General features: G+C 72.1%; 21 protein-coding genes, 1 other RNA gene and 2 pseudogenes. 8 read left to right on the top strand and 16 right to left on the bottom strand.

Going from position 1 to position 25765, the window contains the following annotated elements; translation table 11 throughout:
• Positions 1–12: 12 nt before the first annotated feature.
• Together ACNAYW_RS19340 and ACNAYW_RS19335 are read right to left on the bottom strand one after the other, a co-directional pair.
• Complete coding sequence (locus ACNAYW_RS19340; RefSeq protein ID WP_415851272.1) at positions 13–3042, bottom strand: bifunctional [glutamine synthetase] adenylyltransferase/[glutamine synthetase]-adenylyl-L-tyrosine phosphorylase; 3030 nt, start codon at positions 3040–3042, stop codon at positions 13–15.
• A 12-nt stretch (positions 3043–3054) separates the two neighbouring features.
• Positions 3055–4395: a glutamine synthetase family protein gene (locus tag ACNAYW_RS19335; RefSeq protein WP_415851271.1), complete on the bottom strand. Its 1341-nt coding sequence runs from the start codon at positions 4393–4395 to the stop codon at positions 3055–3057.
• 129 nt (positions 4396–4524) lie between these two features.
• Between ACNAYW_RS19335 and ACNAYW_RS19330 the strand changes: the two genes are divergently transcribed.
• The gene (locus tag ACNAYW_RS19330) at positions 4525–5094 is read left to right on the top strand and encodes an FKBP-type peptidyl-prolyl cis-trans isomerase (RefSeq protein ID WP_415851270.1); all 570 of its coding nucleotides are present in this window, start codon (positions 4525–4527) and stop codon (positions 5092–5094) included.
• Here ACNAYW_RS19330 and ACNAYW_RS19325 read toward each other — a convergent pair whose 3' ends face one another.
• On the bottom strand, positions 5095–6705 hold the full coding sequence (locus tag ACNAYW_RS19325; RefSeq protein WP_415851269.1) for an alpha/beta hydrolase: 1611 nt from the start codon (positions 6703–6705) through the stop codon (positions 5095–5097).
• 54 nt (positions 6706–6759) lie between these two features.
• On the opposite strand from ACNAYW_RS19325, the gene ACNAYW_RS19320 reads away from it, so the two are divergent.
• The 4 genes from ACNAYW_RS19320 to ACNAYW_RS19305 all read left to right on the top strand — a co-directional run bounded on the left by ACNAYW_RS19320 (position 6760) and on the right by ACNAYW_RS19305 (position 11934).
• A complete protein-coding gene (locus ACNAYW_RS19320) occupies positions 6760–8505 on the top strand; it encodes an NAD+ synthase (protein ID WP_415851268.1) in 1746 nt (581 codons plus the stop codon).
• 65 nt (positions 8506–8570) lie between these two features.
• The gene (gene panB / locus ACNAYW_RS19315) at positions 8571–9431 is read left to right on the top strand and encodes a 3-methyl-2-oxobutanoate hydroxymethyltransferase (RefSeq protein ID WP_415851267.1); all 861 of its coding nucleotides are present in this window, start codon (positions 8571–8573) and stop codon (positions 9429–9431) included.
• Positions 9431–10435 carry a prolyl aminopeptidase gene (pip, locus tag ACNAYW_RS19310; RefSeq protein ID WP_415851266.1) on the top strand — a complete coding sequence of 335 codons (1005 nt, stop codon included), beginning with the start codon at positions 9431–9433 and terminating at the stop codon, positions 10433–10435. The genes panB and pip overlap by 1 nt, the downstream gene beginning before the upstream one ends.
• A 2-nt stretch (positions 10436–10437) precedes the next feature.
• Positions 10438–11934 carry a CYTH and CHAD domain-containing protein gene (locus ACNAYW_RS19305; protein ID WP_415851265.1) on the top strand — a complete coding sequence of 499 codons (1497 nt, stop codon included), beginning with the start codon at positions 10438–10440 and terminating at the stop codon, positions 11932–11934.
• A gap of 20 nt (positions 11935–11954) precedes the next feature.
• Here ACNAYW_RS19305 and ACNAYW_RS19300 read toward each other — a convergent pair whose 3' ends face one another.
• From ACNAYW_RS19300 to ACNAYW_RS19255, 10 genes and pseudogenes are all read right to left on the bottom strand, one after another.
• A complete protein-coding gene (locus tag ACNAYW_RS19300; protein WP_415851264.1) occupies positions 11955–12686 on the bottom strand; it encodes a cutinase family protein in 732 nt (243 codons plus the stop codon).
• A gap of 4 nt (positions 12687–12690) precedes the next feature.
• Positions 12691–14112 carry an RNB domain-containing ribonuclease gene (locus tag ACNAYW_RS19295; RefSeq protein WP_415851263.1) on the bottom strand — a complete coding sequence of 474 codons (1422 nt, stop codon included), beginning with the start codon at positions 14110–14112 and terminating at the stop codon, positions 12691–12693.
• Between the two features lie 2 nt (positions 14113–14114).
• Entirely contained in the window at positions 14115–14897 is a 783-nt protein-coding gene (locus tag ACNAYW_RS19290; protein ID WP_415851262.1) for an acyl-[acyl-carrier-protein] thioesterase, read from the bottom strand.
• A gap of 10 nt (positions 14898–14907) precedes the next feature.
• The gene (locus ACNAYW_RS19285) at positions 14908–15747 is read right to left on the bottom strand and encodes an ABC transporter permease (protein WP_415851261.1); all 840 of its coding nucleotides are present in this window, start codon (positions 15745–15747) and stop codon (positions 14908–14910) included.
• Positions 15744–16730, bottom strand: coding sequence for an ATP-binding cassette domain-containing protein (locus ACNAYW_RS19280; RefSeq protein WP_415851260.1), 987 nt, complete (start codon positions 16728–16730; stop codon positions 15744–15746). The genes ACNAYW_RS19285 and ACNAYW_RS19280 overlap by 4 nt, the downstream gene beginning before the upstream one ends.
• A 34-nt stretch (positions 16731–16764) precedes the next feature.
• The gene (locus tag ACNAYW_RS19275; RefSeq protein WP_415851259.1) at positions 16765–17238 is read right to left on the bottom strand and encodes a DUF6194 family protein; all 474 of its coding nucleotides are present in this window, start codon (positions 17236–17238) and stop codon (positions 16765–16767) included.
• Positions 17239–17271: 33 nt separating this feature from the next.
• Positions 17272–17678: RNase P RNA component class A (gene rnpB, locus ACNAYW_RS19270), an RNA gene on the bottom strand.
• Between the two features lie 61 nt (positions 17679–17739).
• Positions 17740–18366: pseudogene (locus ACNAYW_RS19265) on the bottom strand (histidine phosphatase family protein); the annotation flags it as partial.
• Between the two features lie 17 nt (positions 18367–18383).
• Positions 18384–19142, bottom strand: coding sequence for a zinc ribbon domain-containing protein (locus ACNAYW_RS19260; RefSeq protein ID WP_415851258.1), 759 nt, complete (start codon positions 19140–19142; stop codon positions 18384–18386).
• Positions 19143–19152: 10 nt separating this feature from the next.
• Positions 19153–20268 (bottom strand): Nif3-like dinuclear metal center hexameric protein, encoded by a 1116-nt coding sequence (locus tag ACNAYW_RS19255; RefSeq protein ID WP_415851257.1) that lies wholly within the window; start codon positions 20266–20268, stop codon positions 19153–19155.
• A 174-nt stretch (positions 20269–20442) separates the two neighbouring features.
• Between ACNAYW_RS19255 and ACNAYW_RS19250 the strand changes: the two genes are divergently transcribed.
• Positions 20443–20913: a low molecular weight protein-tyrosine-phosphatase gene (locus tag ACNAYW_RS19250; protein WP_415851256.1), complete on the top strand. Its 471-nt coding sequence runs from the start codon at positions 20443–20445 to the stop codon at positions 20911–20913.
• Between the two features lie 10 nt (positions 20914–20923).
• Entirely contained in the window at positions 20924–21766 is an 843-nt protein-coding gene (locus tag ACNAYW_RS19245; protein ID WP_415851255.1) for an SURF1 family cytochrome oxidase biogenesis protein, read from the top strand.
• On the opposite strand, the gene ACNAYW_RS19240 is transcribed toward ACNAYW_RS19245, so the two are convergent.
• Complete coding sequence (locus ACNAYW_RS19240) at positions 21705–22646, bottom strand: cobalamin biosynthesis protein (protein ID WP_415851254.1); 942 nt, start codon at positions 22644–22646, stop codon at positions 21705–21707. The genes ACNAYW_RS19245 and ACNAYW_RS19240 overlap by 62 nt on opposite strands.
• Positions 22643–23080 (bottom strand): MarR family winged helix-turn-helix transcriptional regulator, encoded by a 438-nt coding sequence (locus ACNAYW_RS19235; protein WP_415851253.1) that lies wholly within the window; start codon positions 23078–23080, stop codon positions 22643–22645. The genes ACNAYW_RS19240 and ACNAYW_RS19235 overlap by 4 nt, the downstream gene beginning before the upstream one ends.
• A 132-nt stretch (positions 23081–23212) precedes the next feature.
• Between ACNAYW_RS19235 and ACNAYW_RS19230 the strand changes: the two genes are divergently transcribed.
• Positions 23213–25309 (top strand): MMPL family transporter, encoded by a 2097-nt coding sequence (locus ACNAYW_RS19230; RefSeq protein ID WP_415851252.1) that lies wholly within the window; start codon positions 23213–23215, stop codon positions 25307–25309.
• A gap of 42 nt (positions 25310–25351) precedes the next feature.
• Here the strand turns inward: ACNAYW_RS19230 and ACNAYW_RS19225 are convergent.
• Positions 25352–25739: pseudogene (locus ACNAYW_RS19225) on the bottom strand (VOC family protein); the annotation flags it as partial.
• Positions 25740–25765 lie beyond the last annotated feature (26 nt).

The following is a 25765-nucleotide window of genomic DNA, read 5'->3' as shown; positions in this document are numbered from 1 at the left end:
CCCGCTGCGGCGCTATTCGCCCCAGAAGACCCGGTCGACCACGGCGCGTCCGCGGCGCGTGGTACGCAGGTAGTCGTCGAGGTAGTCCAGCGAACTGCCGCGCCAGCCCGCCACGTACGCCACGTTGGAGAGCACCGCGCCGGGCCCGGGCAGCTGGTCGACAGGCTTGCCGCGCACCAGGAACAGCGCATTGCGGGCGCGGGTGGCGGTGAGCCAGGCCGCCCGCAGCAGCTCGACGTCCGCCGCCGGGAGCAACTCGTTCTCCTCGATCGCGTCGAGCGATTCGAGCGTGGACGTGTTGCGCAGCGCGGGAACCGCACTGGCGTGGCGCAGCTGTTCGAGCTGCACCGTCCACTCCACGTCGGAGAGGCCGCCGCGGCCGAGTTTGGTGTGCGTCGCCGGGTCCGCACCCCGCGGCAGCCGCTCGGAGTCGACGCGGGCCTTGATGCGGCGCAGCTCGTTGACCGTCGCGGGCGAGACGCCCCCTTCGGGGTACCGCGTCTCATCGACGAGGTGCAGGAACTCGCGGGCGATGTCCTCGTCGCCGGCCACGTGCGTCGCGCGCAGGAGCGCCTGCACCTCCCACGGCTGCGCCCACTGCTGGTAGTACGCCCGGTAGGCGGCCAGCGTCCGCACGACGGGGCCGTTGCGGCCCTCGGGGCGCAGCCCGGTATCGACCTCCAGGCCCGGGTCCACCGACGGTGCGCCGAGCCGGGTCCGCACCGCGTCGGCCACCTGGTTGGCCCAGCGCACCGCATCGGAGTCCTCGTAGCCCTCGTTCGGCGCACAGACGAAGAGGACGTCGGCATCGGAGCCGTAGCCGATCTCGTGACCGCCGAGCCGGCCCATGCCGATGACGGAGATCCGCGCGGGCGCGCCCGGCGGGTAGACGCTGCGGCTCGATTCGCGCTCGACCACCGACGTCGCGATCTCGGAGACGAGCGCGGCGTCGAGGGCGGCGCCCCACACCGAGGACAGAGCGGCGCAGACCTCGGGCACCGTCATCATGCCGAGGATGTCGGCGGACGCGACGCGCGCGATCTCGCTGCGCCGCATGGCCCGGGCCACCGCGATCGCCCGGTCCCGGTGGTGGGCCCGGCTGACCGCGGCGAGCATCCCGTTGTACACCTCACGCGGCGAGGGCTCGATGAGCTTGGGTCCCGTGGCCCCGTCGGAGTACAGCCGGATCACCTCGGGCGAGCGGGCCAGCAGCTCGGCCACGAAGGTCGAGGAGCCGAGCACGGTCATCAGCCGCTGCGCGACCACGGACTCGTCGCGCAGCACCCGCAGGTACCACTCCACGTCGCGCAGATCCTCGGAGAGCTTGCGGTAGTTCAGCAGCCCGGCGTCGGGATTCGGGGTCTCGCTGAGCCATTCGAGCAGTGTGGGCAGCAGGATCGTCTGGATCCGGCCGCGCCGCGAGGAGTCGGCCATCGCCTTGAGATGGGCCAGGGCGTGCTGCGGCTGGAGGAAGCCGAGGGCGGCCAGTCGCGCGACGATCGCGTCGTCGCTCAGGCTCACCGCGTCGGCGTCGAGGTTCGCGATCGAGTCGAGTAGCGGCCGGTAGAAGAGCTTGGTGTGCAGCCGGCGCACCCGCGCCGACTGCCGCTTGAGCTCGGCCCGCAGGACGCCGGCGGCGTCGCGGTCACCGTCGGGCCGGACGTGGGCGGCGCGGGCGAGCCAGCGCCACGCCTCCTCGTGGTCGGGCGGCGGCAGCAGGTGGGTGCGCTCCATGCGGCGCAACTGCAGCCGGTGCTCGAGGGTGCGGAGGAACTCGTACGAGGCGGTGAAGTTCGCGCCGTCCTCGCGGCCCACGTAGCCGCCCACCGTGAGCGCCTCGAGGGCGTCGACGGTGCTGCGCTCCCGCAGCGTCTCGTCGGTGCGGCCGTGCACGAGTTGCAGGAGCTGGACGGCGAACTCGACGTCGCGGAGGCCGCCGCGCCCCAGCTTGAGTTCGCGCTCGCGGAGGTCGGGGGCGATGTTCTCCTCGACCCGGCGGCGCATCTCCTGCACGTCCTGCACGAAGTCCTCGCGCTCGGCGGCCTCCCACACCATGGGGCTCACGGCGCCGAGGTACTCGTGGCCGAGCTCCAGGTCGCCGGTCTGCGGCCGGGCCTTGAGCAGCGCCTGGAACTCCCAGGTCTTGGCCCACCGCTTGTAGTACGCCACATGCGATTCCAGCGTCCGGGTGAGACTGCCGGCCTTACCCTCCGGGCGGAGCGCGGCGTCCACGTCGAAGAACGCGGCGGAGCCGATCCGCATCATCTCGCCGGCGAGGCGCGCCGAGACGCCGTCCGCCGGCTCGGCCACGAAGATCACGTCGACATCGGAGACGTAGTTCAGTTCGCGCGCACCGCACTTGCCCATGGCGACCACGGCGAGGCGGCCCTGCGGGTCGCCGTCGGGGTGCACGGTCGCGACGGCGACGGCGAGGGCGGCGGTGAGCGCCGCGTCGGCGAGGTCGGCGAGGTGCGCGCCCACCACCGAGAAGGGCAGCGTGGGCTCGTTCTCGACCAGCTCGGCGAGGTCGCGGGCGGCCAGCATCATCACCAGGTCGCGGTAGCCGTCCCGGAGGGCGGCGATCGCGGCGCCGCCGGTCACCGCAGCGCGGTAGAGGAGGTCGTCATCACGACGCCCCGGCACCTTCACGGCGTCGACGGTGGCGAGCATCGCGGCGATCAGGTCGTCGCGCGAGCGCAGCGGCGCGGTGTCGCGCAGGAGCCGCCACGACGCCGGGTGGCTGATGAGGTGGTCGCCGAGCGCGTCGGAGGCACCGAGCAGCCCGAAGAGCCGGCCGCGGAACGTGGTGTCGCCGCGGATCAGGCCGTCGATCTCCGCCCAGTCGCCCCCCGCGGACTCCCGCAGCCGCACGAGGGCGCGCAGAGTCCAGTCCGGATCGGCGGCGCGGGAGAGGGCCCACAGGACGTCGGCGCTCTCGGCGTCCGCCCACCCCAGGGATTCGAGGTTCGATTCGGCGTTGGGGTCCAGCAGGCCCAAGCGGCCCGCGCTCGGGCGGCGGACCTCACGGTTCGTCGGCGGCACCGTCGGACCGTCCTACAGCGAGAGGAAGCGGTCGAGCTCGAACGGGGTGACCACCGCGCGGTAGTCGTTCCACTCCGACCACTTGTTGCGGAGGAAGTACTCGAAGACGTGCTCCCCCAGCGTCTCCGCGACCAGCTCGCTCTTCTCCATGAGCACCAGCGCGTCGTCGAGGCTGGCGGGCAGGTCCTTGAAGCCCATGGAACGGCGCTCGCGGGCCGTCATCTGCCGCACGTCGTCCTCGGCGGCCTCGGGCAGCTCGTAGCCGCCCTTGATGCCCTCGAGCCCGGCCGCGCAGAGCACCGCGAACGCCAGGTACGGGTTGCAGGCGGAATCGGGCGAGCGCACCTCGACGCGGCGGCTACTCGCCTTGTTCGGCGTGTACAGCGGAACACGGACCATCGCGGAGCGGTTCGCGGCGCCCCACGTCGCGGCCGTGGGTGCCTCGTCGCCCGTCACCAGGCGCTTGTAGGAGTTCACCCACTGGTTGGTGACGGCGGAGATCTCGGGCGCGTGGTGCAGGATGCCGGCGATGAAGGCCTTCCCCGTGGAGGAGAGCTGCAGCTCGTCGTCGGGGTCGTGGAAGGCGTTGGAGTCGCCCTCGAACAGGCTCATGTGGGTGTGCATGCCCGAGCCGGGGTGGGTCGTGAAGGGCTTCGGCATGAACGACGCCTTCACGCCCTCGGTCATCGCGACTTCCTTGACCAGGTAGCGGAAGGTCATCACGTTGTCGGCCATCGAGAGGGCGTCCGCGTAGCGGAGGTCGATCTCCTGCTGGCCTGGGCCCGCCTCGTGGTGGCTGAACTCGACCGAGATCCCCATCGCCTCAAGGGCCTCGATCGCCTTGCGCCGGAAGTTCGGCGCCGACTCGTGCACCGCCTGGTCGAAGTAGCCGCCGTTGTCGGCGGGGATCGGCATGCCGTGCGGTCCGGTCTCCTTCTTGAGGAGGTAGAACTCGATCTCCGGGTGCACGTAGCAGGAGAAGCCGAGGTCCGCGGCGCGGTTGAGCTGGCGCCGCAGCACGTGCCGGCTGTCGCCCCAGGACGGCGTCCCGTCGGGCATCGCGATGTCGCAGAACATCCGGACGGAGTGCATCTCCCCGTCGCCACCGGCCCAGGGCAGTACCTGGAAGGTCGACGGATCGGGCTTGGCGACGGTGTCGGCCTCCGAGACGCGCGAGAAGCCCTCGATCGAGCTGCCGTCGAAGCCGATCCCCTCCGTGAACGCACCCTCCAGCTCCGCGGGGGCGATCGCCACGGACTTGAGGAAACCGAGCACGTCGGTGAACCACAGCCGCACGAAGCGGATGTCCCGTTCCTCGATGGTGCGAAGCACGAACTCCTGCTGCCGGTCCATGGGGTCGACCCTAAGCGAGGAGGTGTTAACGGCGTGTTACAACCGGCGAAGGTCGTGGACCGCCGAACGCCCGCCGCGGGTTCCGGCCGATTCGCACCGGCGAAGGGGATTCCGAGTAGCGTGCCGGGCGTGGATGCTCCGTTCGCACGCCTCGCCGTCGCCGCGATGGCCTGCGCCCTGCCCCTCGCGGGGTGCGGCGGGCAGACAGAGGCGCCCGCCCCCGCCAGCGCGACCGGCACCATCGATGCGTGTCCCAGCGCTGCGCCGGCGGCGGACGCGAAGGCGATCAGGCTGAACGGCGTGACGGGCAGCGCGTCGGTCGTCGCGCCCACGGCGCATGCAGCGCCCCGGATCACCGTCGCGGCGCCCTATCGGGTGGACCGGTCGCAGGCCGTCGTCGCCGAGCCCGGCTCCGGTGCGACGCTCACGGAGAAGTCGGTGGTCACGGTCTGCTACCAGGGGGTGAACGGACGCACCGGCGCGGTCTTCGACGACGCCTTCTCCCGGGCGACGTCGGCGGAGCTCGCCCTGCCCGACGTGGTCACCGGGTTCCGGGCGGCGCTCGTCGGGCAGCGCTCCGGGACCACGGTCGTCACGGCGGTCACCGCGGCCGACGGCTACCCCAAGGGGGAGCCGCGTGCGGGCGTCGAACCGGGCGACACCCTGATCTTCGCGATCCGCGTCCTGGCCGCGAACTGATCACGCGGTGCAGCGCAGGTCCGCCGGGGGCGTCGTGAGGTCCCGCAGATAGGCGGTCACGGCGCCGTCGACGCACGCATTGCCCTCCAGTGACACGGTGTGCTGGCTGCCCTCGTAGCTGATGAGGGAGGCACCGAGCTGCTCGGCCAGGTTCACGCCGTTCTCGTACGGGGTCGCCGGGTCGTGCGTCGTCGAGACGACGACGAGTTTCGGGGCGCCGACGGCGTTGGCCTGGTGCGGCTTGAGCGTGGGCGCGGCGGCCCAGAACGCGCACGTCCCCTTCGCCGCCCGCCCGGTGCCGCGGCCGTCGTCGAGGAACGGCGCGGCCTTGCGGATCTCGGTGTCGAGCCGGGCCAGGTCGGCGGGTTCGGTGACGGCCGGGCCGTCGACGCAGTTGATGGCGGTGTTCGCGTCCATCATCGGCGAGTACCGCCCCAGTTCGTCGCGGTTGAGGTAGAGATCCGCGATGCGCTGGAGCAGTGAGCCGTCGCCCTTCTGCAGGTTGGTCAGGCCCCGGCGCAGCGGCTCCCACAGTTGCTGCGCGTACATGGCCTGGATCGTCGCGGTGGTGGCGTCGTTGTAGCTGAGCTGCCGGCCGCCCTCACCGCGGACCGTCTTGTCGATGAGCGGCCGCGTCAGCTGCTGATACCGCTCGGTGGCCCGCGACGGGTCGGTGCCGACCGGGCAGGTCGGGTACTTCGCGCAGTCCTTCGCCCAATCCTCGAAGACGGTCTGGAAGCCCGCCATCTGCTGCACGCTCGAGGTGATCGAGTCCAGCGCGGGGTCCACGGCACCGTCGAGCACCATCGCCCGGACGCGCTCCGGGAAGGTCTCCGCGTACACGGCACCGATGAGCGTGCCGTAGCTGTACCCGAGGTAGGTGAGCTTGGCGTCGCCGAGGACGGCGCGCAGCACGTCGAGGTCGCGGACCGTGTCGGCGGTACCGACCTTGGCGAGGAAGGTCCTGCCCATCTTCTCGGCACAGAGGTCCGCCTGAGACTTGTTGAACGCCTCCTGCTTCGCGATGCCCGCGGGCGAGTTGTCGAAGGCGAGGACGGAGAGGCGGTTCTGGTCGCGCTGCTTGTCGCTGAAGCACTTCACGGCGGGCGAGCTGGCGCCCACGCCGCGCGGGTCCCAGCCCACCAGGTCGAAGCTGCCGGCGATCTCGAACTTGCCGGCCTCCATCGACTTGCCCGCCACCTGCTGCACACCGGAGCCGCCGGGGCCGCCCGGGTTCATCAGGAGCGAGCCCCGACGCTGTCCCGTCGCGCGGACCCGCGCCACGGCGAGCTTCGTCTCCCCCGCCGACGGGGCGTCGTAGTCGATCGGCACCGTCAGGTGGCCGCACTCGAGCTTCGTCTTGTCGTACTCGGCGATGTCGTCGGCCTTGGCCATAGCGGCGCACGAGCCCCACTCGATCGTCTGCCCGTAGTACTTGTGCAGCGCAGCCGGGACACCCGTCTCGGGCGCCCGCACGGACGTGGTGGCGGTACCGGGCGCGGCAGGTCCGCTCGCCGGTTCCGCGGTCCCGCCGATCTGGACCGAACATCCCGCGAGCATCGCCGCGGAGAGGACCGCGAGCGCGGTCAGGAGGGGCTTGCCTGCCTTCATCCTTCCGATCCTGCCACGCGGCGCTCCGGGTTCCGGGGACGCTAGGGTTGAGCCATGACGCCCCTTCGTGTCGCGGCGTGCCAGATCAACCCCGTCGTGGGTGACCTGGACGCGAATGTCACCCGGATCACCGCCGCCGCCCGGGACGCCGCGCAGCGCGGCGCGCAGGTCGCCGTCTTCGGCGAGATGGCCCTCACCGGCTATCCGGTGGAGGACCTGCTGCTGCGCCGGTCCTTCGCCGTCGACTCCCGCGAGGCGGTGCACGAGCTGGCCCGTTCCCTGGACGCCGCCGGCTGCGGGGACCTCGTCGTGGTGGTCGGCTTCCTCGACCGCGACCCAGACGCCCCCGAGACCAGCACGAACCCGACGGGCGGGGCGCGCAACGCCGCGGGCGTGCTGCACGGCGGCGAGCTCGTCGCCCGATACGACAAGCACTTCCTGCCGAACTACGGCGTCTTCGACGAGAAGCGCTGGTTCACGCCCGGCGACCGGCTGGTGGTGCTCGACGTCGACGGGGTGCGGCTCGGCCTCGCGATCTGCGAGGACGTCTGGTGGCCCGACGGTCCCGTGGCCGGCCTGGGCGACCTCGGCGTCGACGCGGTCCTGTGCCTCAACGCGAGCCCCTTCGAGGCCGGCAAGCCCGCGGTGCGGCGCGAGGTGGCCGCGGCGCGCGTCGCCGAGGGCGGCGCACCGATGATCTACGTCAACCTGGTCGGCGGCCAGGACGAGCTCGTCTTCGACGGTGACTCCTTCGTCCTCGACGCCGACGGCGCCCCCGCGGTGGGCCCGCAGTTCGTGGAGTTCACGCAGTTCGCCGACATCGCCCCGCTCGGGCGCGACCGGGCGGCCGCCGTCGACGGATGGCAGGTCGAGGAGATCTCCCTGCCCGCACGTCCCACCGATCTGGTGCCGATCGTCACCGGGTGGACCGATCTCGACGAGCTCGCCCAGATCTGGGCCGCGCTCGTCACCGGCACGCGCGACTACGTCCACAAGGTGGGCGGCCGCACCGTCGGCCTGGGGATGTCCGGCGGCATCGACTCGGCCCTGGTGGCGGTGATCGCCGCCGACGCGGTGGGGGCGGAGAACGTGTACGGCGTCGGGATGCCGTCGAAGTACAGCTCCGACCATTCGAAGGACGACGCCGCGGATCAGGCGCAGCGCATGGGGATCCAGTTCCGGTTCGAGCCGATCGAGCACATGGTCGCCGCCTTCGTCGATCAGCTGCAGTTGACCGGCCTGGCCGAGGAGAACATCCAGGCCCGGTGCCGCGGCATGACGCTGATGTCGCTGTCGAACCTCGACGGCCACCTGGTGCTGGCCACCGGCAACAAGAGCGAACTGGCCGTGGGCTATTCGACGATCTACGGCGATGCGGTGGGCGCCTACGCGCCGATCCGCGACGTGGAGAAGTCGCTCGTCTGGGAGTTGGCGCGCTGGCGCAACAAGGTCGCCGTCGAGCGCGGCGAGACGCCGCCGATCCCGGAGAACTCGATCACCAAGGAACCGTCGGCGGAGCTCCGGCCCGGCCAGAAGGACAGCGATTCCCTGCCCGATTACGAGATCCTCGACGACATCCTGCGCCGCTACGTCGAGCAGGACCAGGGCGTCGCCGAGATCGCGGCGGACGGGAACAACGGCGCAGGGTACGACCCCGACCTGATCCGGAAAGTCGCGCGCCTCGTGGACCGCGCCGAGTACAAGCGCCGCCAGTACCCGCTGGGGCCCAAGATCACGCCGAAGGCCTTCGGCCGCGACCGACGGATGCCGATCACGAACCGCTGGCACGACCCGGCCTGACGCCGGGACTGAAGACTGCCCGGACCGGAGAGACCGGCTGGGACTGTTGAAGATGGAGTGACGAGATGAGCGAGACCCCGTTGTACGGAAGCGGATCCGCCGCGGACGGCGAGACCGCCGCGAAGCCCCCGCGCAAGAAGGTGCGCATCCACCACTTGGCCGAGCTCAAGGAGCGCGGCGAGAAGTGGGCGATGCTCACCAGTTACGACTACATGACCGCGTCGATCTTCGACGAGGCCGGCGTCACCGCCCTGCTGATCGGCGACAGCGCAGCGAACACCGTGTACGGGTTCGACTCCACGCTGCCGATGGAGCTGGATGTGATGGCGGCGATGGTCGCGGCGGTGCGCCGCGGCACGAAGTACGCGCTCGTGGTGGCGGACATGCCCTTCGCGAGTTACGAGGAGTCGCCCGAGCAGGCGTACCGCAGCGCCGCGAAGCTGATGAAGGCCGGCGCGGAAGCGGTCAAGCTCGAGGGTGGCGAGCACATGGCGCCCACCATCGAATTCCTGCAGCGGCGAGGGATCCCGGTGATGGCGCACATCGGATTCACCCCGCAGTCGGTGAACTCGTTGGGCGGCAACCGGGTCCAGGGGCGCGGCGACGACGCGGCCCACAAGATCCGCCTCGACGCGAAGGCCGTCGACGCGGCGGGCGCCTTCTCGGTGGTGCTGGAGATGGTGCCTTCGGACGTGGCCGCGCAGGTCACCAAGGAGATCGCGATCCCCACGATCGGGATCGGCGCGGGCAAGGAGTGCGACGGTCAGGTACTGGTGTGGCAGGACTTCTCCGGCCTCAATCGCGGCCGCACGGCGCGCTTCGTCAAGAAGTACGCGAACATCGGCGACGAGCTGCTGCGCGGCGCCCAGGAGTACGTGGCGGAGGTCGCCTCGGGCGAGTTCCCCGGACCGGAGCACGGATTCTGATGCGTGAGTTCTATCCCCCTATCGAGGCCTACAGCACCGAGCTGCTGGACGTGGGCGACGGACAACTGCTGTACGTCGAGCAGAGCGGCAACCCCGCGGGCAAGCCGGTGGTGTTCATCCACGGCGGCCCCGGCGGCGGCACCTCCCCCGACTGCCGGCGCTTCTTCGACCCCGCCGCCTACCGGATCGTCGTCTTCGACCAGCGCGGCTGCGGGCAGTCCAAGCCGCACATCGCCGATGCTCCGTCTGATTCGAGCGCGAGCGCGGCGCAGTCGCTCGCGGACCGGCTCGCGGTGAACACCACGGCGCACCTCATCGCCGACATCGAACGGATCCGGGAGCACCTCGGCATCGATCGGTGGCAGGTGTTCGGCGGCTCGTGGGGCTCCACACTGGGCCTGGCCTACGCGCAGACCCACCCGGAGCGGGTGACCGAGCTGGTGCTGCGCGGCATCTTCCTGCTGCGCCGCAGCGAGCTGGACTGGTACTACAACGAGGGCGCCTCCCACATCTACCCGGACAACTGGGAGGACTACCTGGCCCCACTCGGCGAGGCGGACCGGGCACCGTCGGCCGACAAGATCGCGGCCTACCACCGACTCCTGCACGCGGATGACCGCGAGGTGGCGCTCACCGCCGCGAAGGCCTGGTCCAAATGGGAGCGCAGCACCAGCCACCTCATCAACACCGCCGAGAGCTCGGCCGACGCGGACGATCCGCGGTTCGCGATCCCGTTCGCGCAGATCGAGAACCACTACTTCGTCAACGGCGGCTTCCTCGACGAGGGGCAACTGTTGCGGGACATCGGCCGCATCGCCGGCATCCCCGGCGTGATCGTGCAGGGCCGGTACGACGTGGTGTGCCCCGCCCGCAGCGCCTGGGACCTGCACCGCGCCTGGCCCACCGCCGATCTGGTGATGGTGCCGGACGCCGGGCACTCGGCGTTCGAGCCTGGCATCCGATCGGCCCTGATCGAGGCCACCGACCGCTTCGCGAAGGACTGAGCATGGCCGAGCAGCGTGAGATCGAGACGAAGTACGAGGTCGGACCGGAGACGGCGGCGCCGTCGCTGGCCGCCGTGCCCGGCGTCGACCACGTCTCGACCGACGAGGTCTTCCACCTGGTGGCGGTGTACTACGACACCGACGCCCTGGACCTCGCCGCCCACCGGATCACGCTGCGCCGCCGCACCGGCGGCAAGGACGACGGGTGGCACCTCAAGCTGCCCGACGGTGCCGATCGCCGCGAGGTGACGGTGCCGCTGCACGGCGAGCAGGACGCGCCCGAGGGCGCGGCCGCCGAGGTGCCCGAGGAACTGGTGGAGCGCGTCCGCGCCGTCGTGCGCGGGCGCGCCCTCGCCCCCATCGCGATCGTCGAGAACGAACGGCTCACGACGTACTGCCACGCCGTCGACGGGGAGCTGCTCGGCGAGTTCGTCGACGATCACGTGCATTCCGTCTCACTGCTGCCCGAGGGCCCCGAGAAGCAGTGGCGCGAGTGGGAGTTCGAGGTACCGGACACTCCCCTGGGCCGGAAGACCGCGATCGCCGTCGACAAGGCGCTGCGGGCGGCCGGCGGCGCCGAACCGGACGCCGCCTCGAAGCTGGCGCGGGCGATCGACGCCGAGGTGGCGCGCGGCGCCGTCGATCTACCGAAGAAGATCACGCACGCGACCGCAGGACAGCTGCTCACCGCCGCGCTCGCCGCGTACCGCGACAAGCTGCTCCGCGAGGATCCGCGGGTACGGGCGCGCGGCGAGGACTCCGTGCACCAGATGCGGGTCGCCACCCGGCAGCTGCGCAGCGTGCTCACCGAGTTCTCCGGCTTCTTCGAGGGCCCCGCCCGAGCCGCGCTGAGCTCGGAGCTCAAACTGCTGGCCTCGATTCTGGGCGCCGTGCGCGACGCCGAGGTGCTGGCCCAGCGGTTCGCGGACTTCGACGCGAACGGCGAGCTCGGCGGGGCCGGCGCCGCGCTCGCCCAGCGGCAGCACGCCGCCGAGGCGCGCGGCTGGGCCCGCGTGGACCTCGCCCTGAACTCGGACCGGTACTTCGTGCTGCTGGATGCGATCGACGCCTTCATCGCCGACCCGCCGCTGCGGGAGCGGGCGGATCGCGCGGCACTCAAGAGCCTGGCCCCGTTGCTGGACAAGCGGATCCGCTCCTTCGCCCGCCAGTCCGTGGTGCTGCTCGCCGATCCGGCGTGCACTGATCACGACGTGCACGCCATTCGCAAGCACGCGAAGCGGTTGCGGTACGCCTCCGCCGTGGTCGATCCCGTGGTACGGGGCGACCTGCGGTCGGAAGTGAAGGCGCTGTCGAAGGTGCAGACGCGGCTGGGTGAGTTCCAGGACGCGACGATCGCCCGCGACGCGGTGGCCGACCTGGCCGCGGAGACGACCGATCCGGCGATCGCCTTCCGCCTCGGGCGCCTGGACGCGGTCGAGGAACTGCGCGCCGCGCAGGCGCGCGCGAGCCTACCGGGGATGCTCCGCGGGCTGCGATGACCCGACGGCCTCGCCGCTCGTCAGAGGCCGGCGATACCCGCCAGCCGGCCGCCGATGTCGGAGCCCGAGTAGGAGTCGTGCGAGTTCGGCACGGCCTTGGCGAGGTCACCGGTCCAGTGGCACACCGGGTCGCCCGACGTGCAGATGTTCAGGGTGCGCCCACCCACGCGCGGGCTCAGCGGGGCGGCGTTGGCGCCGCTGATCATCGCCGAGGCCTGCGCCATGCCCTGCGATCGCGGTGCGGAGCCGAGGTAGCGGGTGGTGTCGTTCGGGATCCGGTCGGGATCGGCGATGAGCGCCGCGGCGGTGATCTGCTTGCGGTCGCCCAGCCGCTGCAGCGCGCGGTGCACCGCGGCGGCGCCCTGCGAGTACCCCGCGAGCACGATCTTCGTCGACGGGCAGGCCTTGAGCACGATCTCGACGTCGCCCTGGGTGTTCGCGGCACCGGTGTTCATGCTCGCGAGGAAGCCGCCGAACTGATCCACGCGGGTGGGCACGGCCGCCGCCGGATAGTAGATCGGGCGGATCGCCACCGTCTTCCCCGCCGCCCGGGCGCGCCCGGCGAAGGCCTGTGCGGCGGCGTTCACGGTGCTGCCGAGGCCCCCGGCTGAGTGCCCTTCACCGGATCCCGCGGCGCCGATGAACGTGTAGTCGGCGCAGGCGGGTGCCGCGGCAACGGGCGCCGCGACGGCCGGGACGAGAGGAGCGAACAGGGCTGCGAGGGCCGGAACGAGGACCAGGCGACGGCTCATGGCCTCACGCTAGCGCCTTCTCATACGCGAAGGACACCTTTCGAGCGGTCGCATCGGCGGTCTCGAGGCGCACCGTCACGCGGCTGCCCTCGGGCGGTCCGCCCGTGCAGGGCGCGATCACGGCGGGTTCGTCGAGGAGCACTTGGTCGGCGCGCATCGTGACGGCGGAGAACTCCTCCCCCACCCGGTCCGCGAGGATCACGGCCTCGGTGAGGTCGATGCACGCCCGGTCCACCTTGTTCGCCAAGGTATTGGTGCGGATCATCGTCTCCGCGACGTCGTCGAGCGCGTCCCGGGCCCAGGCCGGGATCGGTGTGCCCGCGCAGGCGGCCAGGCACACCTCGGTGGCGTACCGGTCGGCCAGGCGGCGCAGCGGGGCGGTGACGTGGGCGTACGGCGCACCGACGCCGGCGTGGCCGCGGTCGGCGGGCGGCTCCGCCGCGGCGGCGGTGCCGAAGGCGGCGTAGCCCGAGCCCCGCAGCAGCCGCGCGGCGTCGGTCATCACGGCCAGCCCCGGCGGCGTGGTGACGTCGAGCCCGGCGAGGAAATCGCCGACGGTGACCTCGCTCGGCCAGTCCTGCCCGAGCGCGGCCGCGGTGCGCCGGAGATCGGCGACCGCGTCCTCGGGGGCGGCGGGCAGGGTGCGCAGCAGCCCGACCCCGGCACGCAGCATGATGTCGGCGGCGCACATGCCCGTGAGCAGGGAGATCTGCGCGTTGTGGGCGTCGAAGTCGGTGCGCGGTTCGATCCGGACGGTCCATCCGTCGGGGCCCTCGACGGCCTCCTGCGCGGGCAGCCGCAGGTCGATCGCGCCGTGCGCGCGACCCCACGCCGACCGCAGCGTCCCCACCTCGGGCAGCAGCGTGATGGCGGGGTGAACGCGGCCCGCGTCGAAGTCGGCCTGGACACCCGCGTAGTCGAACTGCGCCCGTGAGCGGACCAGAGCGCGACGCACGGTGGCGGAGGTGACCTCGCCGGCGGCGTCGAGATGGATCTCCCACAGCGCCGCCGCCCGATCCTGCTCCGGCAGGAGCGATCCGGCGCCCTCGGAGAGGGGTCGCGGGTGCAGCGGCACCGAGCCGTCGGGCAGGTACATCGTCTGCCCGCGGCGACGCGTCTCCGTCTCGAGCGGGCCGCCGGGCGTGACCAGCGCGCCGACGTCGGCGATCGCGTAGTGCACGAGGTAACCGTCCCCCTCGGCAGCGATGTGCACCGCCTGATCGAGGTCCTTGGCACCGGGCGGATCGATGGTCACGAACTCGATGTCGCGACGGTCCTCGCGGCCCTCCGGAAACCGGTCGAGGCTCGCCTGCGCCTCGGCCAGCACGTCGGCCGGAAAGTCCTCCACGAGCTCGAACTCGGCGCGGACGGCCCCGAAGTCGACCGCGCTCGACGGGACGGGGCCGCGCATCGGGATCCCGGTCATGCCTACTCCGCCAGCGCCTCGACGCTCATGGCGGCGGCGGTGCGGTCGCCCGCCACCAGCCAGGCGTGCACGACGTCGCCGTCGCGGTGCGCCAGCAGCCGGGGCTCGTCCTCGATCTGCAGCGCCGAGTTGTGCTCGACGATGCCGCGCAGGGGCAGCCGCTCCCGCAGGTCCGGGTAGGTGGAGAGCACCTCCTCCAACGCAGTCCAGTACACGGCGTTGTTGACGTGCTGGATGATGTCGAGATCGGCGGCGCGCAGCAGGAAGGGCACCTCGACCGCGTCCGGGTGCGGCGTCGGATCGAGCCACTGCTTCCAGCGCAGGACGCCCGGCTCGGCGGCCGCCCCGAACGTGCTGAGGAAGGTCTCGCTCAGCGCCGACGGGGTGAGGGTGTCGATGTTGAAGTTGATCCAGAAGGCCTCGGTCTCGATCCGAGTGCCCTTCTGTCCGTCGATGCCGATGCGCACGTTGCACCAGCGCGAGCCCATCTTGGAACCCCAGCGCTCGACGGTGAGGATGTCGGGCTGTTCGCCGCCCTCGAGGATCTCGATGACGGTGCGCCGCACCACCCAGTACGGGTGGACGTCCTCGTAGTCGACGTGGCGCAGATGGTCCTGCCCCGTGTCCTGCAGGTAGCGGGCGACCCCGTCGAACTTGAGACGGCGGTCGGGGCTGACGGCGTCGCCCCGCACGGACCGCTGTGCGGTGTAGATGGCGCCGCTGTCCAGCAACTCGCGACGACGCTCGGGCTCGGTGATGCGCGGGGGCAGGGGGTCTCCGATCACCCGCCCGAGCCTAGTCGACGGTGCGCTTGTTGAAGGCGCGCACGGCCAGGGGTGCGAACACGGCCGTCAGCGCGATCGACCACAGCACGGTCGCGAGAACGGGGTGCTGCAGCGACCAGGGCGCCCCCTCGCGCAGCGGCAGATCGTTGCCCCACAGCTCCCGCATGGCCTGGACCAGCGACGAGACCGGATTCCATTCGGCGATCGCCCGCAGCCACGGCGCCATTCCCGCGGTCGGGACGAACGCGTTCGAGAGGAACGTGATCGGGAACATGGTGGCGAACATGAAGCCGTTCACCGCCTCGATGGACTGCATCATGCAGCCGACGAGAATGCCGAACCAGATCATGGCGAACCCGAAGACCAGCAGCACGACGAAACCGAGCACCGCGTCCACCGGATTCGTCCGGATCCGCCAGCCGATGGCGAGGCCCGTGAGGCACATGACGACGATGCCGATCGACGAGTGCAACAGGCTGGCGATGCTGCGCCCGATGAGCACCGAGGCGCGGCTGATCGGCAACGACCGGAACCGGTCGATGACGCCCTTCTCGAGGTCGGTGGTGAGGCCGCCGGCCACCACGAAGCAGGTGAAGACCATCGTCTGGCCGAGGATGCCCGGCAGGAGGTATTCGCGGTAGGAGACGCCCTCGGTGGGGATCGCGGAGCCGAAGACGAAGGCGAACAGCACCGTGAACATGATCGGCTGAATCGTCACGTCGGACAGCATCTCGGGCATCCGCTTGGTGTGGATCATGCTGCGGCGAACCATGATCCAGGACTGCTGCCACAGGCTGGTCTGGCGCGTCTCGATGCCGCCCACCCCGGCGGCCTTCGTGGCGGCGGTCATGCGGAGGCCTCCTCGGTGGCGGTGTCGTCGGCCTCGGTGCGATGCCCGGTCAGGGAGAGGAAGACGTCGTCGAGGCTCGGGCGGGAGAGGCCGAGATCGTCGACCTTGATGCCGCTCTCCCCGAGCAGCGCCCCGGCCCGGTTCAGGTCGTCGAGGCCGTTGGCCGGGCTGCTCACCTGGCGCGCCCCCTCGTCGACGAAAACCTCGCTGCCGAGCTGCGCGAGGATGTCGCGGGCGCGCGGCAGGTCGGCCGCGTCGGAGACCGTCAACACCAGGCTGGCGGCCCCGGCGCGTTCCTTGAGCTGGAGGGGCGTGCCCTGCGCGATGATCCGCCCCTTGTCGATGACGATGATCTCGTCGGCCAGCTGGTCGGCCTCTTCGAGGTACTGCGTGGTGAGCAGGAGGGTGGTGCCGCTCCCCACGAGTGTGCGCAACACGTCCCACAGCTCGGAGCGGGCACGCGGATCGAGGCCCGTGGTGGGCTCGTCGAGGAACAGCACGGGCGGGGCGGTGAGCAGGCTGACGGCCAGATCGAGCCGGCGGCGCATGCCGCCCGAATAGGCCTTGACCTGTTTATCGGCCGCCGCGGTGAGCGAGAACTGCTCGAGCAGGTCCGCACTGCGTCGCTTGAGCGCGGCGCGGGGGATGCCGTACAGGCCGCCGATCATCGCGAGGTTCTCGCGGCCGGTGAGGATCTCGTCCACCGTGGCCGCCTGGCCCGTGAGCCCCATGTTCCGGCGCACCTCGATGGGGTGCTCGCGCACGTCGTACCCCGCGATCCGCGCCGTGCCCTCGGTGGGCGGCGACAGCGTGGTCATCATGCGCACCGTGGTCGTCTTGCCCGCGCCGTTGGGCCCCAGTAGGCCGAGCACGGACCCGCGCGGGACCTGGAAGCTGACCCCGTCCACCGCCGTGAAGTCGCCGAACCGTTTCACCAGGCCGATGGCTTCGATCGCCCAGTCACCGCTCTCACCGTGTGTCATGGTTCACACGGTAACGGGGCCCTCCGACAACTTTCTACGGGTTTTGCACGTGGGCGCGGGCACGCTCGAGGAGCGCGACGACCTCCGGTCCGGTGCCGGGATTCACCACTGACACCCACCCCAGCTTGGCGTACAGCGGATGCGGGATCACCGCGCCGTCGGCGGCGTAGTCCCACTCACCCGCGCGGGCCGCGTGCTCGGCCGGCGGATAGCCGATCAGATCGGTGAAGGCCTCGCGGCCGACGTTCGCGTTGAGCCGGAAGGCGCCGGGCCGGTCCAGGTCGGACTGCGCGTCGTCGGGGTAGTTCTTGGTGACGATCGTGAGGTACGGCATGACGCCGGGCTCACCGTTCGGCGTGGAGTAGACGAAGGTGTCGCCCCACGCGATCTCGGGCACGGGGGTCTTCCCGTCCGCGGCGACGGCGCCGGGCGCGATGGTGTCGACAGTGGAGTCCGGGAGGTTCCGGAGTAGTGCGATGACGGCCTCGCGGGCGTTCGAATCGGTCACGTCCGCACGCTACCGCGCGGCGCGGCTATGAGGCGGACGAGCTGACGTGTAAGCCGGATCCTGTCCCGGGTCCGAAGGCCCGGGGGCGACCATCCATCTGGACACACCGTTGCCGGGTGCCTCGAGCGGTCCACCCGCGCGCTCGGGCGAGCAGCCCTCGTACACGCGCGCAGCGCCACCGTGCGGTGGCGCCTTCGACCTTGCTCCGGGTGGGGTTTACCGAGCCACGACGGTCACCCGCCGCGCTGGTGCGCTCTTACCGCACCGTTTCACCCTTACCCGGGCCGGAGCCCGGGCGGTCTGTTCTCTGTGGCACTGTCCCGCGGGTCACCCCGGGTTGCCGTTAGCAACCACCCTGCCCTGTGGAGTCCGGACTTTCCTCGACCCGGGCGTACTGGTCACCCAGCCGTTCCCGACGCCGCGGCCGCCCGGTCAGCTCGTCCGCGCGGTACAGAGTACCCGGCTCCGGGAGCGAGGCGTGCGGGCCGAGCCCAATGCCGCCTACAGTCCGGCCGTGCGATTGACCTGGCGCACGGAGGCGCCCCCGTCCGGGTAGAAGTCGGCGATCGAGATCGAGGCCAGGTCCAGGTGCAGCCGGTAGAGCAGCTGCGGGCCGACGTCGAGGGCGATGCGCAGTGCGGTCTTGATCGGGGTGACGTGCGAGACCAGCAGCACGGCGCGGCCGGCGTGCTCGGCGGTGACCCGCTCCAACAGCGCCGCGACGCGGGCGTGCACGTCATCGAAGCTCTCCCCACCGGGCGCGGCCACCGCGGTGTCGCCGAGCCAGCGAGCGTGCAGCTCGGGGTCGCGCTCGCGGGCCTCGCCGAACGAGAGCCCCTCCCAGTCGCCGAAGTCCGTCTCGACCAGGTCGTCCTCGATCTCGACGGTGAGCCCGCGGCCCGCGGCCACGGCGTCGGCGGTCCGGCGGGCGCGGTCCAGCGGCGAGGAGAGGATCGCGTCGATCGGCGTGAGCCGCAGCAGCGCCGCGGCCGCGGCCGCCTGCTCCCGGCCGAGATCGGTCAGCGACGGGTTGCCGCGGCCCGAGTACAGCCGCTGCACGGATGCCGGCGTCTGGCCGTGGCGCAGCAGGATCACCCGGGTGGGCTCGTGCGCGGAGGTGGTCCACCCCCCGCGCTGCGCTCCCGTCACTCCTCGGGCTTCGGCTGGGGCAGGCCGGACTCGTTGGTCCGCACCAGGATCGCGCCGCACTCGTCGCAGTGGACCACGAGATCGGCGGGCTTGCGGTTCACGGAGTCGAGGAAGCCCCGGTCGAGCTCCAGGCGGCAGGCACCGCACCGTCGGGCCTGCAGGAGCCCCGCCCCGGTACCCGAACTCTTCCGGCAGCGCTCGTACTCGGCGTACAGGTCCGCCGGGACCTTCCCGACGACCTCCTCGCGGGTGGTGGTCGTGCGGTTGCGCGCGACCTCGATGTCCTTGACGGTCTCCTCGCGGCGGCGCGCCACCGCGGCGATCTCGTCGTTGGTCGCGTTCACAGTGGCCTCGGCGCGCTGCTGGTCGAGCTCGACCGCCTCGCGCTTCTCCATGAGCTCGAGCTCCTCGTCCTCCAGCACGGACTGGCGCCGCTCGAGGCCGCGCAGCTCGTGCTCGATCTCGGTGAGCTGTTTGGCCGGCACGCTGCCCGAGGCCAGCAGTTCGCGGTCCTTCCGCTCGCGGAGGCGGGTCTGCTCGACCTCCTTCTCGAGCTTGCTGATGTCGCGGTCCAGGTCCTCGACCAGGATCGACACGCGCACCGACTCGTCCCGCTCCGTGGTCGCGCGCTTCTCGAGCTCCGCGATCTCGGCGTCCTCGGGCAGATGGGTGGCGCGGTGGGCCAGGCGGGAGATCTCCGCGTCGACCTCGGCGAGGTCCAGCAGGGTGCGTTGGGCGGCCGGATCAGCGTTCATCTGCGCCACTCTACGCATCGGGTGCGGGCGCGGCCCGCATCGTGAACGGATCCGTCGGGGCGTCGTGCACGGCGACGTCGAGGTAGGGCCACAGCCGCTCGGCCACGGAAGCGCACCACGGGAACTCGGTGCCCCAGTGCCCGGCGTCGATGACCGCGGGGCCGCCGGCGCGCAGGTGCTCGTCGACGGGGTGGTGCCGCAGATCGCCGGTGACGTAGGCGTCGACGCCGAGCCGGGCGACGGTGCCGAGCAGCGAGTCGCCCGCTCCCCCGCACACCGCGACGGTACGGATCGGGGCAGCGGGGTCGCCCGCGGCCCGGGCAGGCGCGCCGAGCGCGGTCGCGACGTGGGAGGTGAACGCCGCCAGGGACATCGGCTCGGGCAGCACGCCGACGCGGCCGAGCCCCCACTCCCGCTCGTCGCCGACGAGCTCGACGACGTCGTGCGCCGGCTCCTCGTACGGGTGGGCGCCGCGCAGCGCCGCCAGGACGTCGGCGCGGCGGCCGCGGGCGGCCACCAGCTCGACCCGGGTCTCGGCGACCGTCGTCAGTTCGCCGTTCGCGCCGATCGCCGGGCTCGCCGACGCGCCGGGCCGGAACTGGCCGACACCCTCGACCCGCCAGGCGCACTCCGAGTACTCCCCGACCTCGCCCGCCCCGGCCTCGAACATCGCGGCGAGCACCTCATCGGCCCGGGCGGCCGGCACCATGACGCCCCAGCGGTCCAGGCCCGGGGGCGCGTCGAGATGTTCGACGGGGCCGGTGACCTCGAGGCCGAGGGCCGCGGCGAGGGCGTCGTTGACGCCGCCCCGGGCGCGGTCGGCGTTGGTGTGCGCGGTGAACAGCGCGCACCCGCCGCGGATGAGGCGGTGGATCAGCGCGCCCTTGGGCGTGCCGGCCGCGACGGTGTCGACGCCGCGCAGCAGGAGCGGATGGTGCGCGATGACGAGCTGCGCGCCGCGGGCGAGCGCGGCGTCCACCACGTCGGCGGTGACGTCCACGCAGACCAGGACGTGCGTGACCTCGGATTCCGGGTCGCCGCACACCAGCCCGACGCTGTCCCAGCCCTCCGCGAGCCGGGGCGGGTACGCCTGATCGAGCATCTCGATGACCTCTGCCAGCTTCATGGCTGCCAGCGTAGATCCGCCGGCACCGACTGCGGCCGAAGCCACCCGCTCACGCGCTATGACATCGTGACCGCGAGTGACACGATTTCACAGTCGGACGCGGACGCCCCGTGCTCCGTCGCCGTCGGCCGGGTACGCCAGGGTGGTCCTCACCGTTTCAGGCAAGATGGAGTGGTGAGTACTCCGCTGCATGTCACCTTCGTGTGCACCGGCAACATCTGCCGATCGCCGATCGCCAAGGTCGTCTTCGAGCAGGCGGTGGCCGACGCCGGGCTGGCCGAGGCGGTGCGGGTCACCAGCGCCGGCACCGACGGCTGGCACGAGGGCGGGGCCGCCGACCGGCGCGCGCGGGACGTGCTCGCCGAGGCGGGGTACCCCACGGCGCACACCGCCGCGGAGCTCACGGATGACCACCTGGCCGCCGACCTCGTGGTCGCGCTGCACCGCTCCCACGTCGCGCCGCTGCTGCGGCGCGGCGTCTCCGCCGACCGGATCCGCCTGCTCCGCAGCTTCGACCCGGACGCGGCGCACGAGAGCGTGCCGGACCCGTATTACGGCGATCACGACGACTTCCGCGCGACGCTGGCGCAGGTCGAGGGCGCCATGCCGGGCCTCATCGAGTGGACGCGAGCGAGCCTTGCCTAGTTGGGTGCGGGTGATCTTCCAACCGCGATGGATCGCCCTCGCGATCGCGGCCATCGCCTTCACTGCGCTGTGCTGGTCGGTGCTCGCCCCGTGGCAGCTGGGGAAGAACTCCTCGACCAGCCATCGCAACCAGCAGATCGCCGACTCCGTGAGCGCGGCCCCCGTGCCCGCCGCGCAGCTGCTCGGCGGGCGCACCGACGTGCCCAAGGAGGCCGAATGGCGGCGCGTCGTGCTCACCGGGCAGTACCTCGCCGAGAAGCAGTCGCTCGCCCGCCTGCGGAATCAGGACGGCAAACCCGCCTACGAGGTGCTTATACCCTTCGCCGCGGACGACGGCGCGACCTACCTCGTGGACCGCGGGTTCGTGCAGACCCCGACCGGCGGCGTGGTGCCGGAGTTCGCGCCACCACCGTCGGGCACCGTGACGATCGAGGCCCGCGTGCGCGCCCCGGAGAAGACCGACCCGGCCCGCGGCCCCCGCACGGAGGCCGGCTACCTGCAGGTCTTCGCCATCGACCCGGCGGCGATCGGACCGGCCCAGGGCGTCGCGTTCGCCCCCGGCTACCTCAACCTCGACGAGGGCCAGCCCGGCGGCCTCGATCCGATCCCCCTGCCGATGCTCGACGCCGGCCCCTACCTCTCGTACGGCCTGCAGTGGCTCGCCTTCGGCATCATGGCGCCGCTGGCGATCGGCTACTTCGTGTGGGCCGAGGTGAAGCGCCGCCGCGAGGACCGCGAGGTCTACGAGGCCGGCACCGCCGAGCCCGAAGCGCCCGACGCGCCGGAGGAGGTCACGCCCGAGGCCGCGCGCGCCGCGCGGCTCGCCGACCGGTACGGACGCAAAGGGCAGTAGCGGCAAGGGCACCCAGCTCGACCGCGAGCGAGAGGCGCGACGCCCGCGCCAGGTCGCGCGGCTCGGGGGCGCGACCGTCGCCCAGGGTGGGTCGCAGCTCCACACCGTGCGCGTACTGCGTGCGGCCGCCCAGCTGCAGGCCCAGCGCCCCCGCCGCGGTCGCCTCCGCGACCCCGGCGTTGGGACTGGGGTGCTTCGCCGCGTCCCGCCGCCACGCCCGCAGGGCGGTCGACGGCGCCCCGCCCACCGTGGGTGCCAGGGCGACGGTGACCGCGCCCGCGAGGCGGGCGGGGACGTAGTTGAGCACGTCGTCGAGACGCGCGGAGGCCCAGCCGAAGTCGCCGTAGCGCTCGTTGCGGTAGCCGACCATCGCGTCGAGGGTGTTGGCCGCCCGGTAGGCGAGGAGGCCGGGCAGGCCCGCGACCGCGCCCCAGAACAGGGGCGCGACCGCCGCGTCGGAGGTGTTCTCCGCGACGGACTCGGTGGCCGCACGGGCGAGGCCGGCGGTGTCGAGGACCGACGGATCGCGCCCGCACAGGCTCGGCAGCAGAGTGCGCGCACCGTCGATGTCACCGCGCTCCAGGTCGGCGCCCAGCGTGGAGCCGACCCGGCGCAGGCCCGCTCCCCCGACCACGGCCCAGGTGCCGACGGCGGTCGCGCCCGGCACGTTCCGGGCCGCGTAGCCCAGCGCCGCGGCGCCGCCCACGAGGATCGCGGTGTAGGCGGCGCCCCGCAGCCTCGACGGTGCGTAGATCCGGCGCTCGAGTGCGGCGGCCACGGTGCCGAAACCCGCGACCGGGTGGTAGCGGCGGGGGTCGCCGAACACCTCGTCGGCGAGGACGCCGAGCGTGAGCTCGGCGGAGCGGTTCGCGCTTCTCACCGGTCGCCCGCACCCCGCTGGGTGCCGATGAGCTCGAGGAGGAGGCCCCGCAACACCGACTCGGAGTCGCCGAGCGCGGCGATGAGCGAAGGGTCGGTGCGCTCCCGCTCGACGAGTTCGCGGTAGACCCTGATCCCGGCGTCGGTGGCGGTCACCACCTTCCGGCGCTCGTCGGCCGGATCGGGCTCGCGGGTGACGTATCCACTGCGCTCGAGTCGTTCGACGGTGCGGCTCGCGGTCTGGTCCGTCACCCGGGCGACGCGGGCGATCTCGCGCTGCGACGCGGGACCGGTGGAGACGACGTGCAGCACGACCAGGCCGGCGCTCGAGATGTCGTACTCGCGCAGCACGCCCTCCCAGGTGTGCTCGACGAGCCTGGCCGCCATCGACAGCAGCCGGCCCGTCGGCCACTGCGCGATCCCCTCGTCCACCACCGCACCTCGCTCCCTGCACTTGCGATCACTCAGCCTACTGAGCTTTAATCAGCAGGCTGAACGTTTCGGGCGCATCCCGAACGTCCGCCGCCCACGTTATGCCCCGCACTCCCACAGAGACGAGCCGCCGTGATGACGACGCCGCGCACCACCGATCGCCCCGTCGCCCGATGGCGCCGGCTCCTCCCGGCCCTGCTCATCCTCGGATGGCTCGTCCTGGGCGCCGCGGGCGGCCCGTTCGCCGGAAAGCTGGGCGCGGTCCAGTCGAACGACAACACCTCGTTCCTCCCCGCCTCCGCCGAGGCCACCGAGGTATCGAAGCTCGAGGCGTCCTTCGTGGACAGCAGCTCGATCCCCGCGATCGTCGCCGTCGAGCGCACGTCCGGCATCACGGACGCCGACACCGCGTTCATCACCGGGGCGATCGACCGGGCCGCGGGGTCCGACGGGATCGCGCCCGCGGTCGCGCCCCCGGTGCGCGCCCAGGACGGCCGCGCGTTGCAGGTGGTGGTCCCGATCGACTCCGGCGGGGAGGTCGCCGACAGCGTCACGTCGCTGCGCGGGGCGCTCGCCAGCGGCACGCCCGACGGACTCACCGTCTACGTCACCGGCCCCGCGGGCACCGCCGCCGACCTCACCGAGGCCTTCGGCGGCATCGACGGGATGCTGTTGCTGGTCGCCGGATCCGTCGTGATCGCCATCCTGATCGTGGTGTACCGCAGCCCGATCCTGCCGTTCGTCGTGATCGTCTCCGCGATCCTGGCGCTGTCGCTCGCGAGCGTCGTGATCTACGCACTCGCGGCCAACGGGGTCATCACCCTCAACGGGCAGAGCCAGGGCATCCTGTTCATCCTCGTCTTCGGCGCGGCCACGGACTACGCGCTGCTCCTCGTCGCGCGCTACCGCGAGGAACTCGGCACCACCGCCGACCGCTACACCGCCATGCGCGCCGCGTGGCGGGCCACGCTCGAACCGGTCGCCGCGTCGGCCGGCACCGTCATCGCCGGCGTGCTGTGCCTGCTGCTCTCGGATCTCAATTCCAACCGCGGTCTGGGACCGGTGGCCGCGATCGGGATCGCCGCCTCCTTCCTGGCGTCGATGACCTTCCTGCCGGCGGCACTGGCCCTCCTGGGGCGCGGCGCCTTCTGGCCGCGCCGCCCGGCGGTGGCGGAGGCCGGCGAGGAGTCGCCCGAGCAGACGCACCGGTTCTGGGCCGGACTGGCGCAGCGCATCGGCCGGCAACCGCGCCGGTTCTGGGTCGCGACCACTCTGCTCCTGGTGGTGGGTGCGGCCCTCGCGCCGCAGTTCCGGGCCGACGGCGTCGCGCAGTCCGACACCTTCCTGGTGACCGTCGATTCGCAGCTCGGCCAGGACGTCCTGTCCACTCACTTCGACACGGACCCGGGCTCCCCCGCGATGATCATCGCCGACGCCGCCGCGCTCGAGGCCGTGCGGACCGCGGCCGCCGGGACCGAGGGCGTCGGTGCGGTCGCGCCGGTCGTGGGACCCGACGGTGCGCCGAAGAACGTCGACGGGCGCGTCGCCCTCCGTGCGGCGCTGCGCGACCCCGCGGACTCCCTCGCGGCGGAGGACACCGTCGTCCGGCTGCGCCGGGCGGTGCGATCCGTCGCCGGGGCGGACGCGCTCGTCGGCGGGCCGACCGCCGTCGATCTCGACACCAAGACGACCGCGTTGCACGATCGCAACCTGATCATCCCGGTGGTGACCGTCGTGGTGCTGCTGATCCTGTGCCTGCTGCTGCGGGCGATCCTCGCACCGATCCTGTTGATGGCCACCGTGATCCTGTCCTTCGCGGCCACCCTCGGGGTGTCGTCGATCGTCTTCAACGACCTGTTGGGCTTCCCCGGCGCGGATCCGGTGGTCCCGCTGTTCGCGTTCGTCTTCCTCGTGGCACTCGGGATCGACTACAACATCTTCCTGATGACCCGTGCCCGCGAGGAGGCCCTGTCGGTGGGGACGCGCACGGGCGTTCTGCGGGCACTGACCGTCACCGGCGGCGTGATCACCTCCGCCGGTGTGGTCCTCGCCGCGACCTTCTCCGCACTGGCGGTGATCCCCCTGATCTTCCTCGCGCAGATCGCCTTCATCGTGGCCTTCGGCGTCCTGCTCGACGCGCTCATCGTGCGCACCCTGCTCGTGCCCGCCCTCGTCCACGACATCGGGCGCACGGTGTGGTGGCCGAGCAGACTCCGCCTCGGCGAGCAATGACCCTCCACCGGTGGCAGCGGAACACCGTCGTCCCGAGGGACGTCATCGCCAGACGAAACCGTCGGGGTCGGTGAGAGCGCCGAGGGCACCGTCGATGCGGAGGCGGTGCGCGCCGCTCCCCTCCGCCGGCACGCCGGCGTCCTTGGCCGCCGCCCTGCGGCCGTACAGCGCGAGCTTCACCGCGCCGGGCGCCGCGTCGAACTCGACGTACTTGCGGCCGAAGCTCTTCGCGACGGCGAGGCCGCGCTCGGCGTAGAACGCCTTGGTGGCGGCGACGTCGTCGACGCCGAGGAGCAGGACCACGTCGTCGACGACGCGCAGCGGCGCGCCGGTGTTCTTCTTCGACGACGAGGCGATCTTCCAGACGGTGCCGTCGGGCGCGCGGAAGACGGCGCCGTACCCCCAGAAGGACTTCCGCGCGGGCTTGATCNCCGTCGCGCCCGCCGCGAGNGCGGG

This window comes from Tsukamurella ocularis (genome assembly GCF_965138335.1).
Classification (GTDB): Bacteria; Actinomycetota; Actinomycetes; order Mycobacteriales; family Mycobacteriaceae; genus Tsukamurella; species Tsukamurella ocularis_A.
This window is presented reverse-complemented; position numbering and strand designations above follow the sequence as displayed.

Excerpts from the sequence above, each read along its gene's own strand:
- ACNAYW_RS19335 (WP_415851271.1), bottom strand. The coding sequence starts at position 4,395 with ATGGACCGGCAGCAGGAGTTCGTGCTTCGCACCATCGAGGAACGGGAC.
- ACNAYW_RS19325 (WP_415851269.1), bottom strand. The coding sequence starts at position 6,705 with ATGAAGGCAGGCAAGCCCCTCCTGACCGCGCTCGCGGTCCTCTCCGCG.
- ACNAYW_RS19320 (WP_415851268.1), top strand. The coding sequence starts at position 6,760 with ATGACGCCCCTTCGTGTCGCGGCGTGCCAGATCAACCCCGTCGTGGGT.
- panB (WP_415851267.1), top strand. The coding sequence starts at position 8,571 with ATGAGCGAGACCCCGTTGTACGGAAGCGGATCCGCCGCGGACGGCGAG.
- pip (WP_415851266.1), top strand. The coding sequence starts at position 9,431 with ATGCGTGAGTTCTATCCCCCTATCGAGGCCTACAGCACCGAGCTGCTG.
- ACNAYW_RS19305 (WP_415851265.1), top strand. The coding sequence starts at position 10,438 with ATGGCCGAGCAGCGTGAGATCGAGACGAAGTACGAGGTCGGACCGGAG.
- ACNAYW_RS19300 (WP_415851264.1), bottom strand. The coding sequence starts at position 12,686 with ATGAGCCGTCGCCTGGTCCTCGTTCCGGCCCTCGCAGCCCTGTTCGCT.
- ACNAYW_RS19295 (WP_415851263.1), bottom strand. The coding sequence starts at position 14,112 with ATGACCGGGATCCCGATGCGCGGCCCCGTCCCGTCGAGCGCGGTCGAC.
- ACNAYW_RS19285 (WP_415851261.1), bottom strand. The coding sequence starts at position 15,747 with ATGACCGCCGCCACGAAGGCCGCCGGGGTGGGCGGCATCGAGACGCGC.
- ACNAYW_RS19280 (WP_415851260.1), bottom strand. The coding sequence starts at position 16,730 with ATGACACACGGTGAGAGCGGTGACTGGGCGATCGAAGCCATCGGCCTG.
- ACNAYW_RS19260 (WP_415851258.1), bottom strand. The coding sequence starts at position 19,142 with ATGAACGCTGATCCGGCCGCCCAACGCACCCTGCTGGACCTCGCCGAG.
- ACNAYW_RS19255 (WP_415851257.1), bottom strand. The coding sequence starts at position 20,268 with ATGAAGCTGGCAGAGGTCATCGAGATGCTCGATCAGGCGTACCCGCCC.
- ACNAYW_RS19230 (WP_415851252.1), top strand. The coding sequence starts at position 23,213 with ATGACGACGCCGCGCACCACCGATCGCCCCGTCGCCCGATGGCGCCGG.